Raw genomic sequence first — 17,741 nt, 5'->3', positions numbered from 1 at the left:
AACCCGCTCCTAGCGCTTCTTGTTCGTCTTGCGGCGGCGGACGATGTACTTGCTGCTTGCCTTCTTCGGCGAGCGAGTACGACCCTCCTTCTGACCCCACGGGCTGACCGGGTGGCGACCACCGGAGGTCTTGCCCTCACCACCACCGTGCGGGTGGTCGACCGGGTTCATCGCGACACCGCGGACGGTCGGGCGAACGCCCTTCCAGCGCATACGGCCGGCCTTGCCCCAGTTGATGTTCGACTGCTCGGCGTTGCCGACCTCGCCGATGGTGGCGCGGCAGCGGACGTCGACCAGCCGGATCTCACCGGACGGCATGCGCAGGTGGGCCATGGAGCCCTCCTTCGCCAGCAGCTGCACGGAGGCACCCGCGGAGCGGGCGAACTTCGCGCCGCCGCCGGGCCGCAGCTCGATGGCGTGGATGGTCGTACCGACCGGGATGTTGCGCAGCGCCAGGTTGTTGCCGGGCTTGATGTCGGCGGCCGGACCGTTCTCGACACGGGCGCCCTGCGCCAGGCCACGGGGGGCGATGATGTAGCGCTTCTCGCCGTCCGCGTAGTGGAGCAGCGCGATGCGCGCGGTGCGGTTCGGGTCGTACTCGATGTGCGCGACCTTGGCAGGCACGCCGTCCTTGTCGTGACGACGGAAGTCGATCACGCGGTAGGCGCGCTTGTGGCCACCACCCTGGTGGCGAACGGTCACACGACCGGCGTTGTTACGGCCGCCCTTGCTGTGCAGCGGGCGGACCAGCGACTTCTCCGGCGTGGACCGCGTGATCTCGACAAAGTCGGCGACGCTGGAGCCACGACGGCCCGGGGTCGTCGGCTTGTACTTGCGGATACCCATTGTCTCTCAGTCCTCGGAAGAATTCCGGATCCTGGACGTCTCGACCTCCGTCAGGAGGTCGGTCCGCCGAAGATGTCGATACGGTCGCCCTCAGCGAGGGTCACGATGGCGCGCTTGGTGTTGGCGCGCTTACCGAAACCGGTGCGGGTGCGCTTGCGCTTGCCCTGGCGGTTGATCGTGTTGACCCCGGCGACCTTGACCGAGAAGACCGCTTCCACGGCCTGCTTGATCTGGGTCTTGTTGGCCGTGGGCGCCACGATGAACGTGTACTTGTTCTCGTCGAGCAGCGCGTAGCTCTTCTCGGACACAACCGGCTTGACAAGAATGTCGCGGTGGTCGTGGAAGGACTTGCTGGTGATCTCGGCCATCAGGCTTCGCTCCCCTCGTTGTCATCGGCCTTCTGGGGGCCAGACACGAAGGACTCGAAAGCGGCCTGGGTGAAGACCACGTCGTCGGAGACGATCACGTCGTACGTGTTCAGCTGGCCCGGCGCCAGGATGTGCACCTGGGGCAGGTTGCGGGCGGAGAGCCACGCGGCCTCGTCGGAGCGCTCGGCGACCAGGAGCACGTTCTTGCGCTCGGAGATCTTGCCGAACAGCGTCTTCGCGGCCTTGGTGGAGACCGTCCCGTCCACCACGCCGGAGACGACGTGGATACGGGAGTGGCGGGCCCGGTCGGTGAGGGCACCGCGCAGGGCGGCGGCCTTCATCTTCTTCGGGGTCCGCTGCGAGTAGTCACGCGGCACGGGGCCGTGGACGACGCCACCACCGGCGAACTGCGGAGCGCGGGTCGAACCCTGACGGGCGCGGCCGGTGCCCTTCTGGCGGTACGGCTTCTTGCCACCGCCACGGACCTCGCCGCGGGTCTTGGTCTTGTGCGTGCCCTGTCGGGCAGCGGCCAGCTGGGCGACAACGACCTGGTGGATCAGCGGGATGCTGACCTTGGCGTCGAAGATCTCCGAGGGGAGCTCGACGGTCCCGGCCTTGTCGCCTGCCGGCGAAAGGATGTCAACGGTGCTCATCAGTTACCTCAGGCCCCCTTGGCCGCGGTACGGACCAGGACGAGGCCGCCGTTCGGACCAGGAACCGCGCCCTTGATCAGGAGCAGGCCCTTCTCCGCGTCAACGGCGTGAACGGTCAGGTTCTGGGTGGTGACCCGCTCGTTGCCCATGCGGCCCGCCATGCGGAGGCCCTTGAACACACGGCCCGGGGTGGCGCAGCCACCGATGGAACCGGGAGAGCGGTGCTTGCGCTGGGTGCCGTGACCGGCGCCGAGGCCCTTGAAGTTGTGACGCTTCATGACACCGGCGAAGCCCTTGCCCTTGCTCTTGCCCGTGACGTCGACCTTGACGCCGGACTCGAACGCTTCGGCGGTGATCTCCTGGCCGAGCGTGTACTCGCTCGCGTCGGAGGTCCGCAGCTCCACCAGGTGGCGGCGGGGGGTCACGTCGGCCTTGGCGAAGTGGCCCTTGAGGGGCTTGTTCACCTTGCGCGGGTCGATCTCGCCGAAGGCGATCTGGACCGACTCGTAGCCGTCGGAGTCATTCGTACGGACCTGGGTAACGACGCAGGGTCCGGCCTTGACCACGGTCACCGGGACGACACGGTTGTTCTCGTCCCAGACCTGGGTCATGCCGAGCTTCTCGCCCAGGACACCCTTGATCTGCTTTGCCATCTCTTCCGCGCCTCTCAGAGCTTGATCTCGATGTCAACGCCGGCCGGAAGGTCCAGGCGCATCAGCGAGTCAACGGTCTTGGGCGTCGGGTCGAGGATGTCGATCAGGCGCTTGTGCGTGCGCATCTCGAAGTGCTCGCGCGAGTCCTTGTACTTGTGCGGCGACTTGATGACGCAGTACACGTTCTTCTCAGTGGGCAGCGGCACCGGGCCCGCGACCGACGCACCAGTACGCGTCACCGTCTCGACGATCTTCTTCGCCGAGGAGTCGATGACCTCGTGGTCGTAGGCCTTGAGCCGGATGCGGATCTTCTGTCCCGCCATGGCTGCTTCGTAGTCCTGTCTCTCGTAACGCTCTGGGACCCGGTGGTTCCGGGCTCTTCTCCGACCCACGCGGTCGGGCGTGTCGCGGCCCCGTCCATGAAAATCTCCCGAAGGATTTTCCCTGCAAGGGGTGCGGGCCCAACGTCCGCGAGCCGGGGAGAACCGCGGGATACATCGCGTTCCGCCACCGGGAGCCTGGCCGGTGCCCCGCTGACACTTCCCGGAAGATTCCCGTACGTCCGGCCCCAGCGCTGCCCCGTAAGGCAGTTGGAGACGACGAGTACTGTGGGACTCGCTTCCGGTCCTCCCGGCGGGAGGCGCGCAGCATTGGCACTCAACCGAGCAACCTGAACAGTGTGCCACAGGGCCCTTGACCCTGGCCAATCGGGCCGGAAAGCGTACCCCACGCGGCGAACGCCGAATCTTCGGCACCGAAGCAGCCCTCAGGACGTCACTCAAAGTAGATGCCGAGATACGAACAGTGAAGGCGCGGCTATCCTCACCCGGACGTGATCGCACAGTAACGGCGCGGTCAGAAGCGGTGAAAGGTAGCGATGGCCCATGGCACAGTCACGGCTGATGACCGGCAGGGAGCACGTCGCGGGACTGACCCGGCTGAGCAATCCCGCGGGAGACCGCACGGCCGGGGTGGCGGCGGCCCGTGAACGCACGAGGACGCACTTCCACTCCTCGCCGACCTCATGCTGTCGAAAGCCACACGGCAACGGCACGACGAGCGACACCACCTGGTGATCGAACTCAAGCGCCCCGAGGCCACCCTGGGCATGACCGAGTTCGCAGAGATCAGCAGCTACGCACAGGCCGTCCGGCGGGACCCGAGGTTCCGGGACACCCGGGTGACCTGGGACTTCTGGCTGGTGGGCAACACCATGGACGCCACCCTCCGCGAACAGGCCCACCAGCCGGACCGCGTGCCCGGGTGCGCCGTCTCCCACCTGAGGTTCAGGATCCGGGTCCGCACCTGGGGCGAGATCATCGAGGACTGCCGAACGCGCCTGCGCTTCCGCCGCGAGCAACTGGAGCACGAGTCGGCGACCGAACACGCCACGGACTACCTGATCCGCGAACACACGGCCGCCGTGACGGACCTGGTCGCCGACGGCACCCTCCCGACCGTCTCCGCGCCGCGTTCCGGCGCGGGGACGAGGACTCCGTGACTCCCTGACTCCCCGACCGCTCAGCCGCGCAGGGTCAGCGCTTCTTCTCCGGGACGTCCGCGGCGTACGGAACGAAGTCGGCCCACGCGGCGACGGAGAATCCGAGGGAGGGCAGCCGTATGTCCTTGGAGTCACGGACATGGACCGTGCATGAGGTGGCGCCGATCTCGACGCACGAAGGGCCGTCGTCCGTGCTGTAGCTGCTCTTGAACCACGCCAGGTTCGAAGCGTCTCCTGCGGAGGGCTTGAAGGTCATGTCTCTCCCAGCAGTTTCTCGATGAAGGCCAGCGAATCCCGAGGAGTGAGTGCCTGCGCCCGGAGCACCCCGTAGCGGATGTCCAGGATCTGGACCTCTTTGGGGTTGGAAATCACGCGGCTGAGGAGCTGGATCTCGTTCAGCGCGATCGTAGTCCCCTCCTTCAGCCTGAGCAGCCGGAACGACCCACCAAGGCCAGAGTTCTCCGCGCAACTCAACGGCAGGACCTGAAGATCAACATTGCGTAACCGGCCCACCTCCAGGAGGTGTTCGAGCTGGCGCCGCAACACCATTCTGCCCCCGATCTCACGGCGTAGCGTGGCCTCGCACTGGACGAAACTGAAAACGGGCTGCGCGGTCGGGGACCCGAGGATCTGCTTCCGCGCCGTACGCCCCGCCATCCTGCGCTCCACCTCCTCCTCGGAGAACGGCGGTCGCCGGTTGCCGAACACGGCCTCCGCGTACTCCTCGGTCTGCAACAGCCCTTCGATGACGGAGTTGTTGTAGGCCAGCAGCTCGACGGCCTCGTCCTCCAGCTTCTTCACGCCCCGGACCTTCTTCGGGTAGCGCGCCTCCGCCATGTCCTCCTTCATCGCGGCGATCCTGCCGCCCGCGCCCAGCACTTCGTCCGCCCGGTCCAGGAACTCCGGCCGCGGGATACGGCTGCCGGCCTCCACCTTGTAGACCTGGTTCTCGCCGTAGCCGATCGCCGTACCGAACTCGGCCTGGCTCAGCCCGGCCGCCGTCCGCCAGAGCTTGATCTGCCGGCCCAGCGCCGCGACGACGGCCCCCGAGTCGTCATCCTCGAAGTCCGGCCCCCAGCCGGCCCCGTCCGGGCCGTCCGCTCCGTCCGTACCGCTCCTGCTCACACCCACCGCGCGCACCTCCGAGATCGACGTCGGTCACCACACGAATCTCAGCGCGCGGAAGGCCCCGAAGGGGCACACAGGTCAGCAATCACCCGTAAGCACGCCATTACGGATGACCCTACGCACATCCGGCCACACAGCGTGACGTAAACCTCGAACCACCACTCTTGCGTGCGTCCCCGGCGACGGTCCGCGCCCCTCCACGCCCCGTTCCATGAACTACGTTCGGGACGACCCGCCGACGAAGGAGAGACACGGTGCTGGGACTGCTGGGCTTCTACGACGAACTCGACGCCGGCCCCGGCTCCGGCCAACCGAACGGCTCCCTGCACGACGCGCTCCGCGCCACAGGCGAGCCGGACGAGGCGGACCTGGTGGCCTACCTGGACGCCGGCCACTACCTCATCGACGTGATGGAATCCGGCCGCGACGTCCTCACCGGGCGCCCTCACCGGCACTCCGCGGGCTGCTCATCGCTGCTCACCGACGGCACCTGGCTCTGGCGCCAGGACTTCCCCCACTACGTCGAGACCCATCACGCCGCGCTCCCCGAGGAGTTCACGGAGCACGTGCGCGGCCAGGGCTACCGGATGCCGCCCCTCATCGGCGCGGAGTTCGCTCCCCACTACGACGAGACGATGCCCGTGGTCGGCTGGACATCCCTCGTCCCGTGGCGCTCGCCCGCGGCGGTACTGGATCCGCCGGAGATCGCGTGATCCTACATTCCTCCATCATTAACAATGACGGGCCGAACACCCAGAATTAGATTACTCATAGCCTCCGGCATTTGACCAAAAGACGCCACCCATGTCTCGACGAGATACAGCTCGTCTTGCTCATCGATCCCGAGGAAGAAACGGCCCCCGTCGTGCACACCGACAGGGAAGATCGATTTATTGATCTCCTCGCCCCATTCCAGGAATCTATCTCCTTCACCCAGGCATAGCATGGGGTCAAATTCAAACGGCTCGCGTGCACGGCTGATTCCGGGGCCAGAGATGTCCACAGCGAGCCCTCCGAACTCAGCAAGGAAGGCGCTGACCACCGGGTGCCGCTGAAGACCCTCGGCTTCAAAGGACGCCAACCATGGTTCCGTGCTGACCTGCCTGCCAGGCGTCCAGCCGGCCTCCCTCAGTATGCGGTCCACTTCATCGGGAAAGATTCCCATCCAATTCACCCCGCGGTAACAAAGTCAAGGTCGAAGGCATCTTCCAGCGCCACACAACTATCGCAGGGCCCTACAGGATAACCATGCATCGGATTATCCGTGGATCCGCGTACGATCACTCCGGCTGCCGACGATCCTGTTGGGTTGTGTCCATCCGTCAGCGCCTGTGAAACGCATACAGCCAATCCGCAACTCCCGTGGCCGACACCGCGCTCCGCAGCCGGGATAGCATCCAGAATATCCTGAACGATCGGGTGCAGCGCAGGAGGCGTTCCCCTGACGCTCGTACTTGAGTAGACCTGACCGCTCGGCAATTGAAGAGCCTCTGCTACGGCTGGACGCGCTTTGGACGGCCGCACCAAAGATGCACGATCAGCTGCGGCTCGAGCCGCAGCAACTACACCACAATTGTGGACGAGAACCGGTGTTGCCCCCGCCAGCGCGTAGTACGTGTGGATGTCGGCGACAGTGAGGTTGTGGACCGTGGCCGACTGGGTCCACGTTTTGATCGCTGTGATCTGGACGTGGACGCCACTGCTGGTGCGGAGCCACTGGCCCGGGTGGAGGTCCCTGGCGTTGATCCACTCGTCCAGTTCCGGGACCCAGAAGGGGTGCTTGTCCGTCGCCGTGACCGACGCGGTCCTGTCGCCCTTCTTTCCGTCCAGGTCGATGGTGACCCTGACCAGGTTCTTGGTGCCCTTGCCGATGATTTCCGCCGTCACCGGCTTCGCGACCGTCTCGCCCGTCTTCGGGTTCGTCGCGAGAACCCGGTCCCCGACCTTTACATCGGCGATCTTCTTGCGGGTGCCGTCCGCGAGCAGGACCTCCGTCTTCGGGAGGAAGCTGTTCGGCGACTTGCTGCAGCCACCACCGCCGCTCTTTGTGCTGCCGCCGCCGACCTTCGCGCCGCCACCGCCGCCGCCCTTCGGGCTGCCGCCCCCGCTTCCCCGTCTGACGACCTTGGAGGCGACCGCCTTGGCGCCCTTGGCGACGGCCTTGCCGATCGCGCCGCCGACGGCCCCGCCGACAGCCCCGACCGCGGCTCCCTTGCCGACCGCTTTCGCGAAGCCGCCCAGGCTCTTGTCCGCCTCGGACTCCATCGCGTTGCCGACCGCTCCCGCGACCCCGCCCGCGATGGCTCCGCAGGACGCTCCCACCGCCACGGCGCCGACGCCGCCCGTCACCGCACCCGCGCCGACCGCTACCGAGCCGCAGGCCACGCCCACCACAACCTCGGTGGTGATGGTGATGATCTCGGTCTTGTACTTCTTCCAGAAGCCCTTGGCCTTGCAGACCAAACCGCAGGGGGCGGGCTTGGTCACCGTGACCGTTTTGGTGATCGTGTATCTGACCGTTGTCGTGGTAGCCGAACTGCCGCTCCCCGCAGTGGATTTGCCCCCGCCGCCGCCACCGCCCTTCTTCGTACCGCCGCCGTAGTGCGGGGAAGGGTTCTGTGCCCCCTCTCCGCAGATGTCCGCCGGGCACAGCCCCGTAGGGTCGCTGGAGCTGACCGGGCTGTTGCCCGCGTACGCGTAGCCGTTCATCTGGAGTGGTTCGGTCACGTCCATGACCGGGTCCGCCGAGAGGAAGCGGCCCGCCGCCTGGTCGTATTCGCGGGCGCCCAGGTGGGTCAGGCCCGTGGCCGCGTCGTCGATGCCGGTGCCGAGGTAGCCGCGTCTGTTCGGCCAGGCAGTGGGCTTCGGGCCGCGGGCCTCGCCGTACGGTTTGAAGGCGCGGCGCGTGACCGTCTGGGACGCGCCCAGTTCGACCGTGGTGTTGGCCGTGCCGAGGTGGTCGGAGATCAGGGCGTTGAGGGTGTGGCCCGTGGTGGCGCCGTTGACCGTGGTGCGGACGACCGTCGGGGCGCCCGGCTGGGAGTACGCGCGGGAGGCGCGGGTGATCTTGCCGGTGGCGTCCGTGGTTAGCTCGGTCTCGCCGAGGTAGAGCGTGGAGCCGGTGGGTGAGTTCTCCAGGATGCGGTTGCCCGCCGCGTCGTACACGTACCGCGTCTTGACCCCGTCGTCCGTGATCGTGTCGAGCTTGTTCTCCGCCGTCCAGGCCAGGTTCTGGGTGGTGGCGGGGAGGTCGCGGACCGTGGTGTTGCCGACGTCGTCGTAGGTGTACGCGCTGCTCTTGCCTCCTGCCGTGGCGGACACCGAGGTGAGGGTGTGCGGCTGGACCAGGCCCTTGCCGGTGACCTGGCGGCCGTACCGGGAGGTGTACGTGACGCTCGATGCCGCGTCGGCCGGGTCGTGGTCCGTCAGCGTGGCCCGGTTGCCCAGCCAGTCGTAGGTGAAGGACTGGCGGTATGCCGTGGAGCCCGTCGAGACCGTCGTCGGCGCGGGCGCCGCCGCTGCCAGCGAGGTGGTCAGGCCCGCGCTGGGGGTCGTCGTGTCGGTGGCCGCCGTCGGCGCGTCCGCGACCGGGCCCCCGGAGGGCTCGCCGTCCGCGCGGTAGCCCCAGTTGGTGCCGCCGGACGAGCGGCAGCCGGTGCCCGAGGTGCCGGGGGTGAGGCTCGACGTCCAGGCGTGGACCAGCTCGCCGAGCGCGTCGTACGTGTAGCACTGGTTGTCCCAGGTGGAGCCGGACGCGTCGGTGAGCTTGCGGGCGTTGGAAGTGATCGTGCCCGAGGCGTCGTACGAGTAGTAGCTGTCCGCGACCCGGTACGTGCCCGCCGTCTCGCGGTCGGTGACCGTCCGCTGGAGGCTCCCGGTGTGCTGGTCCACGAAGTTGGTGGTCCAGACGCGCGCGGGCTGCGACCCGCTGACCGAGCGCAGCGGCTCGCCGTACGGGGAGTACGTGACGTCGGAGGTGTACCAGGAGATCCCCGAGGTGGACTCCGGCAGCCCGTCGTCGTCGTACCGCGTGACGACCTTCTCGGCCGCCAGCCCGCCCTTCGCCGGGAGCGTGACCGACAGCGGCTTTCCGGTGGGCGTGTAGGCGTAGGAGTACGCGTACGTTCCGGAGAGCCCGGCTGTTGTCGCGTGGGAGGGGATGACCGTTTCCCGGCCGGTGACCTGGTAATCGGTGTCGTAACCGGTGACCCGGTCGATGTAGTCGCCCGTCGCGTCGTGGCGGATCGAGGCGACGGGCAGCCCGGTCGCGCCGGGCAGGGTGTCGTACGTGAACTCCTTGACCGGCGCCGAGGTCGCCGACCCCTCGCGGACGGCGACCACGCGGTCCAGTTCGTCGTACTGGGTGTGGACGCTCTTACCGAGCGCGTCGGTGGCCCGCGTCCGGCGGTCGGCGGCGTCGTACGCGAAGGTGGAGGTCCCGGTGTCGGGGTCGGTGGAGCTGGTCAGGCGCCCGCGGACGTCGTACGTGTACTCCCAGGTGTTGCCGGCCGGGTCGGTGACCTTGGTGTGGTTGCCGCGCGCGTCGTACGCGTACTTCGTCGTCCGCTGGGTGCCGCTGCCACCGGCCTGGGTGTGGTGCTGGACCGAGGTGACCCGGCCCTGCGCGTCGGTGAAGCTCTGGGTGGTCGGGGCGGTCTGGCCCGGCGGGTCGACGTAGACGTAGTCGTCGCCGTACGTGGTGTACGTCGCGTACTTGAAGTCGGCGCCGTGGTAGACGGAGGAGCGCACCGGGCGTTCCAGGCCGTCGTACCGGGTCTTCGTCTTGTTCGGTACGAGGGACTCCGAGACCCGGGCGAACAGCTTGGTCTCGGGCTCGCCCTGGGCGAGGTAGCCGCCGGTCTGCTCCAGGACCAGGCCGTGGTCGTTGTACTTGGTGTCGGTGATGATCCGGCCGGCGCCGTGGGCCTCGCCCTGGGTCTGCACCGGGCGGCCCAGGCCGTCGTAGAGGGCGACCTCGGTCGCGTAACTCCCGTCGTCCTTGAGCGACTTGACGGTGACAGCGGCGGGGCGCGTCTCGTCGGGCGTCGCGACGGCGCCGCGGTAGGAGATCTGGGTGTCCGGGGACTTGCCGCCCGAGGAGCGCCCCGGCGACCAGCCCTTGACCAGGCGGCCGAGCGCGTCGTACTCGGTCCTGGTGACCCGGCCGTTCGGGTCGGTGGCCGTCAGCGCGAGGGCGCGCCCCGGGTCGTACGCCGTCGTGGAGGCGTGGCCCTTCGCGTTGATCTGCTTGACGGCGGTGACGGGGCCGCCGCTGTCGCCCGGGGTGTAGACCGTCTCCGACGTGCCGGTGAGCGGCGTCGTGACCTTCCGGACGCGGCCGAGCGGGTCGTACGCCGTGGTGGTCGTCACGGAGTGCGCCGAGCCCCCGCCGTCGAGCTCCGCGATCGCCGTCTCCAGCCCCTTGGTCGGGGCGGCTCCCCATGCCTGGCCGTCGAAGGAGGTACGGGCCGAACTCAGCAGCTCCGTCGCCGGATCGGCGGTGTCGAAGCCGGAGCAGGGCGTGGCGGTGGAGCGGGTCTCCTTGGCCTTGCCGATGATCCAGTCGGCCGTGTTGTGGACGTAGGAGGTCCGCAGGCAGACCTGGTCGCTGACGGTCTCGCCGGTGCCGTTGGGCTTGACGACCGACATCTCCAGCTGGGTGGGCAGCCCGTAGGTGTCGTCCACGGTCGTCTCGGTCCGTACCGTCCGCCAGCTCTCGCGGACCGTCTGGACGGCGTCCGTGCGGGCGACCCAGGTGCGGTGGGCGAGCAGCGGGTCGAGATCGGTGCCGTCCTCGGCCTGGCGGGGCCTGGAGGCTGTCTCCTTCGATCTGGGGAAGGTCAGGGCGCGGCTGAGGACGCGGCCTTCCGAGTGCGCGTACGTCAGCGTCTCGGCGGTCATGCCCGCGAACTGCGGTGCGTCGTCGGCGAGCAGGACGACGGTGTCCTCGGAGTCCTTGACCTGGCCGCCCACGCCCTGGAAGAAGCGGGTGACGGTGTACGACTGGGACTGCGGATCGCCCTGCTGGGAAGTGGACTTGCTGCCCTTGGTGACGGCGACCTGCCGGTAGCCGCGCCAGACGCTGTACGTGCGCAGCGCGGGGCGCAGGAACTCGTCGTCGCCCTTCTGCCAGGCGGGGGAGGTGTACTTGTACGCCGTCACGACGGGTTTGCCGTGCGTGGTGACCCGGTCGGTCTCGGTGACGGAGGCGACGACGTATTTGTTGAACCACGCTTTGGCCGGGGTCTTCTCCTCGCCGTCCGGGGACCAGCGCACCGGGTAGCAGGTGGTGTTGTTCCTGCCCTTGTCGGTGGCGGGCTCGGCCGTGCAGCCGCCGGTGTACTCGACCTGGATGTCGCCGCCGTTCTCGGTGGCGACCGTCCCGATGCGGGGGCGGGTGAAGCCGGGGGCCTGGTCCCCGGGCCCGGTCGGCACCCGGTTGGGCAGCTGCCGGTCCCTGAGGCGGGCGCGCAGCGGGGAGGAGGAGCCCACCCGGTATTCGCCGAAGCTGACACCGTCCTTGGACTGGAGCGTGCCGGTGGTGTCGCCGGGGGCGAAGCCTCTGCGGGTGATCGAGTTGAGCCAGAGGCCGGGGGACGTGTCGTACCAGTCGGAGGGGAAGGACTGGCGCAGCGTGTACGTGTCGACCTTGCCGAGTCCGGTCCGGGTGCCGTTCTGGTCGGCGCGGACGGCCTTCGTCGTCACCGTGTCCAGGCGCAGCTGGGTCCAGAAGGACGGGAAGGCGGGGCACAGTTTGGACGTGGACCTGCAGTTGAGGTTGCCGGGCGTGTCCCACCAGGGGCGGTACGCGCCGGGGTCGTCGGTCTTGGCGAAGTTCGCCGGGTCGCAGGCGGCGGCCGACTTCAGACAGCGCTGCTGGACGCCGAACTCGACGGTGGCGGACGGCTTGGTCAGGTCGGCGGTGCGCATCCCGTACTCGATGGAGACGGGGTGGGCGGCCCGGTCGTACTGCTCCGGGGACTTGAACTTCTTGTTGACGGAGTAGTGGTTCGTCTCCTGCTTCCAGTTGACGACCATCGCGTTGCCGTGGACGTCGACGACCTTGTCCATGCCCCACTGCCACGCCCGCTGCTTGCCGGCGCCGCAGCGGGAGGCGGCGAAGGTGTCGGCGTGGCAGGGCTCGCCGGGGTGGTTGCCGTAGACGGGCACGGTGGAGACGGAGTTGGTGGTGGCGTGGCCGCCGCCGACGGCGTTCAGCCCGTAGTGGTACGCCGTGCCGTCCGGGGTGGTGACCACCCAGTACTCGCCGTCATAGGCGCCGTTGGCGGCACCGGTCTTCAGCTCGACACGGGTGCCGTCGTCGTTCTGCGGGCGGTAGGTGTTGGTGTCGCCGACTCTGACCAGCTCGGTGGTCCGGCCGTTCAGCGACATCACCGCGTTGTACGACACCCAGCACAGGTCGGACGTCCGGTCCTTCTTGGCGGTGTTGTTGGGGGTGCCGGCCGTGAGCTTCTTGGTGTCGTCCTTGCAGGAGCGGTAGCGCCGCTCGATGTGGCCGGGCTCGTACTCCCAGCCTTCTCCGATCCACGAGGCCTGCGGCGAGGAGACGGCCGTCTTGCCGTCGACCCCCTGCGAGTCGTACGTGAGGGAGATGTTGGGCGAGGGGCCGGCCGGGGTCGGGGGCACGGTCAGCGGATACGACCAGGAGAAGGAGCCGGAGGAGCCGCCGGCGGCCCAGGTTCCGCTGGAGGCGAGCGGGGTGGCCTGGAACGAACCGCCCGCGCCCGCGCCGGAGTCGGTGACGCCGAGGACGGTGGCGGCGCCGGCTGCCGTGGCGGCTCGCGGATGGCCCGGGTAACCGGCGCGCGTGACGCTGGAGGCCGTCTTCGCGCCGTTCGCGGCCGTTTCCGCACCGTCCGCGGCCGCCTCGGCACCCGTGTCGACCGTGGCGGTGACCGTTCCCGTGGCGGTGTCGTTGACCGTCTCCAGTTCCTCGTAGGCCTGGCACTCCTCCAGATCGGGGGTGGTCAGGTAGCACGCGGGGAACTGGACGAGGCGCAGCCGCGAGGCCCAGTCGGCGCCGTACAGATTCTTGAACTTCTCGTAGTCGAACCGCACGGAGACCGGCACCGCGCCGGAGTCCGGGGGCCGTACGGTGACCAGCGCGCCGTCCACGCCCTGGGCCGCGGTCTCCGTCCGTCCCGCGACCGAGACCTGCCAGGTGCCGGTCGGCGCGGCTTCCCCGGGCGCCTGGCCCAGGCTGACCGGCAGGTCCGCCACGGGGATCACGTCCGCCACGAGGTCGACGGCGGCGGTGGGGGCCGACGCGCTGCTGACGCCTGTGCGGGACGTTCCGGAGGCTCCGGCGCCTCCGGACCCGAAGGTGACCGTGCCGGTGTCGGCGGGCGGCACGGTGGTGGTGCCCGCGGGCGCCTGTTGCAGGTCCTCGGGCGTCTCGGTCTTCAGGCTGTCGAGGTTCCGGTTGACGGTCCTGCCCGACACCGCCTGGTCCTGGTCGAGCTTCTCCAGGACCAGTTCCTCGCGCCCCGTCTTCGTGGGGTCGGGCGGGACCGCCAGCGCCGCCTGCGCGGGCAGCAGCGTCACGAGCAGAGCGAGGCCGAGCCCCGGCACGAGGGTGCGGTGAATACGACGCCGACGACGGCGAGTTTCAGACATACGAGACACGCCAGATCCCCCAGGGACGCCGCACCGAATGCGGGCCGCATATGCGGCCGAACGCAGAACGCGCTGATTCTGTGGGGGAGTTGAGGAGGATGACCAGAGGAAACGTAAAGAAAGTGATCATCGTCACGTTGGGGTGACGATCGCTCACCAATGCGTCATGATCTGCTCGCTCGCTCACTCCGTGTGCCCGGACGATCCGGACCCGTGTGGGTGGCTTCGTAGCTCCGGCCGGCGTTCCGCCGTACACCGGAACCGAGGGGGGATCTCGCTCATGTCGCAACGCCGATACCGCCTGCCCGGCCGGCGCGCCATCGCCATGGTCTGCGCCGCCGGCATCGCCGCGAGCGGACTGACCTACGCCGGGCTGCGGTTCGCCGGTACGGAGCCGGATGCCGAGACCAGGTCGTCGACGCGGTCCGGCGCTTCGGAGGTGAGCGAGAGCGACGCGATCACCCGGGCGTCGAGAACCGGCAAGCCGGTGGAGGTCACCTCGCTGCGTACGGCCGACTCCACCACCTGGGCGCGCGGCGACGGTCTGATGTCCCGCGAGATCCATGTGTCGCCGATCCGGGCCAAGGTCGGCGGCGAGTGGAAACCGATCGACCTGTCGCTGCGCCGGACGGAGCGGGGGTGGGAGCCGAGGGCGAGCAACAGCGGCGTGGTCTTCTCCGCCGGGTCACCGGGCGCCGGGGAGCGCGCGTCGCACCCGGACCGTACGAGCCGCTCGGACCGTACGTCCCCCACACGCCGCGTCCCGTTCCTCCAAGGCCCCGCCACGAACACCGCCGCGAACACCGCCGCCGTGAACGCCCTCACCGCCGACGAGCCCGGGAGCCCGCTGGTCACCCTCCGCTCGCAGGGGCACGACATCCAGCTCTCCTGGCCGGGCCCCGTCCCCGAGCCGGTCATCGACGCCAACCGGGCGCTCTACCCCGAGATCATCCCCGGCGCGGATCTGGTGCTCACGGCGGACGACAACGGGTTCGCCCAGCTCCTCGTGGTGAAGAACCGCACCGCCGCCGCCGACCCCCGCGTCACCCGGATCGCCTACGGCCTCACCTCCCCCACCCTCACCTTCCGCCTCGACCCGCTCTCCGGCATCGTCGTCGCCGAGAACGCCTACGGGGACGAAGTGGCCATGTCGCCCACGCCCGTGATGTGGGACAGCGCGGGCGCCACGGCCGTCACCGACGGCGGTGTCGGCGCCACCGCCCAGCCCACCGCGCCCGAGGAACTCCCCGCCGACCCGACACCCGAGCCGGACGAGTCCCCTTCCGACGACGAGTCCCCTTCCGACGAGGAGAGTCCGCCCGGCGACGGTACGGACACCGGCGGCGAGCCGGACAGCGAGACCGACGAGCAGTCCGACCCGTACGAGGAAGTCCTGCCCTCCGCGAGCGACGAACCCGTACCGGACACCCCGGAGTCGCCGCTCCCGCCCGCCCCGTCGGAGCCGACGGCCGGTCCCACCCACTCCGGCCCCGACGCCACCCTCTCCCTCCCCGGGCTCGACGGGCCGTCCCCGGACTCCCACGGAGCCCTGGTCGACGCGGACCTCTCCGGCGCCAACTGGCACATCACCCCGGACTCCGAGCTGCTGTCCGACCCGTCCACGGTCTTCCCGGTCTTCATCGACCCGTCGGTCACCAAGCACACCCAGAACTGGACGACCGTCTACAACCGCTACCCGAACGCCACCTTCTACAACGGCAAGGGCTTCAACAAGGGCGGTACGCACGAGGCCCGCGTCGGCTTCGAGTCCGACACCTGGGGCACCTCCCGCTCCTTCTTCAACATCGACTTCGACAAGTCCCTGAAGGGCGCGGTCATCACCAAGGCCAGGCTGCGGGTCCTGGAGACGTACGCCTGGTCGTGCAGCGAACGCGCCGTGAGCGTCCATCTCACCGGCGAGGTCGACTCCAAGACCAACTGGAAGAACGCCCCCAAGCTCCACAACGGCAACAAGATCGCCACCAAGAGCTTCGCGCACGGCTGGAAGTCCCACTGCCGCGACGCCTACGAGACCTTCGACGTCAGGAAGTCCGCGCAGAGCGCCGCGGACAAGGGCTGGGACTCCATCACCTTCGGCATGCGCGCGGCGAGCGAGAAGTCCCAGTACGCGTGGAAGAAGTTCGCCGCCAACGGCGAGAACGGCCCCTCACTCGTCCTCGACTACAACCGGCGCCCCGGCGCGCCCACCGGTCTCGACCTCAACCCCGAGTCCAAATGCACCACCACGGAGCCCTACGCGCGGATGGGCGCGGGCGAGATCTCCTTCGTCGCGTCGGCCACGGACAAGGACAAGAACCTCACCCACCTGGACTTCGACCTCTGGCCGACAGGAAAGTGGGAGACCACCGGCGACCTCCTCAAGTCGACGGGCAAGGTCTCCGTCGGAAAGGACACCGGCAGCGCCCGCGTCACCACATCCGGCTTCGACACCGGCAAACTGACCGACAACACCGTCTACTCCTGGCGGGTGAAAGCCTTCGACGCCACGGGTTCCTCCTCCGGCTTCTCCCCGAAGAACACCCCCTGCCGGTTCGTCCTGGACACCGCCGCGCCCAAGCCGCCCAAGGTCTCCTCCGCCGACTTCCCCAACGCGGACGAGAACGAGAACGGCTTCGGCAGCCAGCCGGAGGACTCCCTCTGGTCCACGAAGAAGTTCGGTACGCCCGGTTCCTTCACGGTGCGCGCCCTCGACAAGGACGTCGTACGGTACGAGTACGGCTTCAACTCGGCGAGTTACCCGTTCAGCCTGGCCCGCACCGCGGGTACCGCGACGACCACCAGCGCGACGCTCGCGAACGCCAGGCCGCCGGCCGCGGGGCCGAACGTACTGTACGTACGGACCGTCGACGGCGCGGGCAACGTCTCGACGCCGGCCAAGTACTTCTTCTACGTCAGCCCTCGCGACAAGGCCGACGCCCCCGGCGACATGACCGGCGACGGGCTGCCCGATCTCCTGGCCGTCACGGAGAAGGGGAACCTCAGCCTGTACATCTCCCAGACCAACACCGACCTCACCAGGGCCACGGGGAAGCTGGGCTACTCCATGCCCAGCGCGTACCGCGCCAACCCCGCCAAGGACCCCAACGGCGATGACCTGCCGCCCTTCGTCGCCGCGCCCACCGGGCACTTCGACAAGGCCCTCATCACCCACAACGGTGACATCTACGGCGGCGACGGCCTCCAGGACGTCGTCGCCCGGGTCGGCGGAATGCTCTGGGTCTACCCCGGCGACGGCTACGGCGCCGTGAACATCGACAAGCGCCGCGAGATCCTGCTCCCGTCGGACGCCCCCGACCCCGCCACCTTCACCCAGCTCGTCTCCGCGGGCGACGCCACGGGCGACGGCAAGGCCGACTTCTTCGTCACCGTCGGGGACGCACTGTGGGTCCTCACCGGCTACAACGGGGCGACCATCGAGAAGGCCACCCGCCTCTCCGGCGCCTCCTGGGCCGACCGGGACACCGTCATCGCGCTGGACGTCACCGGCGACGGCATCACCGACCTGGTCTACCGCTCCGACTCGACCGGCCGACTGCTGCTCCGTACGGGCGTCAAGTCCGCGTCCGGCGGGGTCGACCTCAACTCCCTCGCCGCGGCCGCGAATTCGGGAGCGGGCAAGGACACCGAGTACGCGGCGTCCGGCTGGTCCAGCACCGCGATCCCGCACCTCATGGGGACCCCGGACGTCACGGGCGACGGCATCCCCGACATCTGGGCGGTCCATGCCAACGGCTCCGTCCGGCTCCACCCGGGCAGCAGGACGGCGCTGAGCGGCACCGGCACCGACGTCATCTCACCCTCCTCCTGGTGGAAGACCCGCCAGACGATCGGCTGAGCGAACAGGCGATACGAGTCCGGGGCGATACCGGTCCGGACGGGGCGGGGGTGGCCGGAAGGTGCGGCGGGTGAGCCGGAAAAGGTCTGGGAAAGCGGT

At 68.9% G+C, this 17,741-nt stretch carries 13 protein-coding genes; 4 read left to right on the top strand and 9 right to left on the bottom strand.

The features are described 5' to 3' along the window. Window positions 1–9: 9 nt before the first annotated feature. Genes rplB through rpsJ form a run of 5 tightly spaced genes read right to left on the bottom strand, consistent with a single transcriptional unit; the run spans window position 10 to window position 2,843 of the window. Window positions 10–846: a 50S ribosomal protein L2 gene (gene rplB / locus ACFTZC_RS11855; RefSeq protein ID WP_129770859.1), complete on the bottom strand. Its 837-nt coding sequence runs from the start codon at window positions 844–846 to the stop codon at window positions 10–12. 50 nt (window positions 847–896) lie between these two features. Beyond that, the gene (gene rplW, locus ACFTZC_RS11850; RefSeq protein ID WP_365807055.1) at window positions 897–1,214 is read right to left on the bottom strand and encodes a 50S ribosomal protein L23; all 318 of its coding nucleotides are present in this window, start codon (window positions 1,212–1,214) and stop codon (window positions 897–899) included. Then, complete coding sequence (gene rplD, locus ACFTZC_RS11845) at window positions 1,214–1,867, bottom strand: 50S ribosomal protein L4 (protein WP_382888664.1); 654 nt, start codon at window positions 1,865–1,867, stop codon at window positions 1,214–1,216. Before rplD ends, rplW begins: the two co-directional genes overlap by 1 nt. Window positions 1,868–1,875: 8 nt before the next feature. Further along, window positions 1,876–2,520, bottom strand: a complete 645-nt coding sequence (rplC, locus tag ACFTZC_RS11840) for a 50S ribosomal protein L3 (protein ID WP_382888663.1) — start codon at window positions 2,518–2,520, stop codon at window positions 1,876–1,878. 14 nt (window positions 2,521–2,534) lie between these two features. Further along, window positions 2,535–2,843 (bottom strand): 30S ribosomal protein S10, encoded by a 309-nt coding sequence (rpsJ, locus tag ACFTZC_RS11835; protein WP_003948644.1) that lies wholly within the window; start codon window positions 2,841–2,843, stop codon window positions 2,535–2,537. Window positions 2,844–3,404: 561 nt separating this feature from the next. On the opposite strand from rpsJ, the gene ACFTZC_RS11830 reads away from it, so the two are divergent. Both ACFTZC_RS11830 and ACFTZC_RS11825 read left to right on the top strand, forming a co-directional pair. After that, window positions 3,405–3,596 (top strand): hypothetical protein, encoded by a 192-nt coding sequence (locus ACFTZC_RS11830; protein WP_382888662.1) that lies wholly within the window; start codon window positions 3,405–3,407, stop codon window positions 3,594–3,596. Next, window positions 3,593–4,021: a hypothetical protein gene (locus ACFTZC_RS11825; RefSeq protein ID WP_382888661.1), complete on the top strand. Its 429-nt coding sequence runs from the start codon at window positions 3,593–3,595 to the stop codon at window positions 4,019–4,021. Before ACFTZC_RS11830 ends, ACFTZC_RS11825 begins: the two co-directional genes overlap by 4 nt. A gap of 34 nt (window positions 4,022–4,055) precedes the next feature. Here the strand turns inward: ACFTZC_RS11825 and ACFTZC_RS11820 are convergent, their stop codons facing one another. Next, window positions 4,056–4,277, bottom strand: coding sequence for a DUF397 domain-containing protein (locus ACFTZC_RS11820; protein ID WP_382888660.1), 222 nt, complete (start codon window positions 4,275–4,277; stop codon window positions 4,056–4,058). After that, window positions 4,274–5,152: a helix-turn-helix domain-containing protein gene (locus tag ACFTZC_RS11815; protein WP_382888659.1), complete on the bottom strand. Its 879-nt coding sequence runs from the start codon at window positions 5,150–5,152 to the stop codon at window positions 4,274–4,276. The genes ACFTZC_RS11820 and ACFTZC_RS11815 overlap by 4 nt, the downstream gene beginning before the upstream one ends. 251 nt (window positions 5,153–5,403) lie before the next feature. On the opposite strand from ACFTZC_RS11815, the gene ACFTZC_RS11810 reads away from it, so the two are divergent. Further along, entirely contained in the window at window positions 5,404–5,862 is a 459-nt protein-coding gene (locus ACFTZC_RS11810) for a hypothetical protein (RefSeq protein WP_382888658.1), read from the top strand. A gap of 2 nt (window positions 5,863–5,864) precedes the next feature. Here the strand turns inward: ACFTZC_RS11810 and ACFTZC_RS11805 are convergent, their stop codons facing one another. Further along, complete coding sequence (locus ACFTZC_RS11805; protein ID WP_382888657.1) at window positions 5,865–6,314, bottom strand: SUKH-3 domain-containing protein; 450 nt, start codon at window positions 6,312–6,314, stop codon at window positions 5,865–5,867. A gap of 5 nt (window positions 6,315–6,319) precedes the next feature. Beyond that, a complete protein-coding gene (locus ACFTZC_RS11800) occupies window positions 6,320–13,786 on the bottom strand; it encodes a polymorphic toxin-type HINT domain-containing protein (RefSeq protein WP_382888656.1) in 7,467 nt (2,488 codons plus the stop codon). A 280-nt stretch (window positions 13,787–14,066) separates the two neighbouring features. Here ACFTZC_RS11800 and ACFTZC_RS11795 point away from each other — a divergent pair, with 280 nt between their 5' ends. Then, a complete protein-coding gene (locus tag ACFTZC_RS11795; RefSeq protein WP_382888655.1) occupies window positions 14,067–17,642 on the top strand; it encodes a DNRLRE domain-containing protein in 3,576 nt (1,191 codons plus the stop codon). Window positions 17,643–17,741: the final 99 nt, after the last annotated feature.

This window comes from Streptomyces sp. NPDC056987 (assembly GCF_042673865.1).
Classification (GTDB): domain Bacteria; phylum Actinomycetota; class Actinomycetes; order Streptomycetales; family Streptomycetaceae; genus Streptomyces.
The sequence above is the reverse complement of the archived record's forward strand: the minus strand, read 5'-3'. Positions and strand labels throughout refer to the sequence as shown.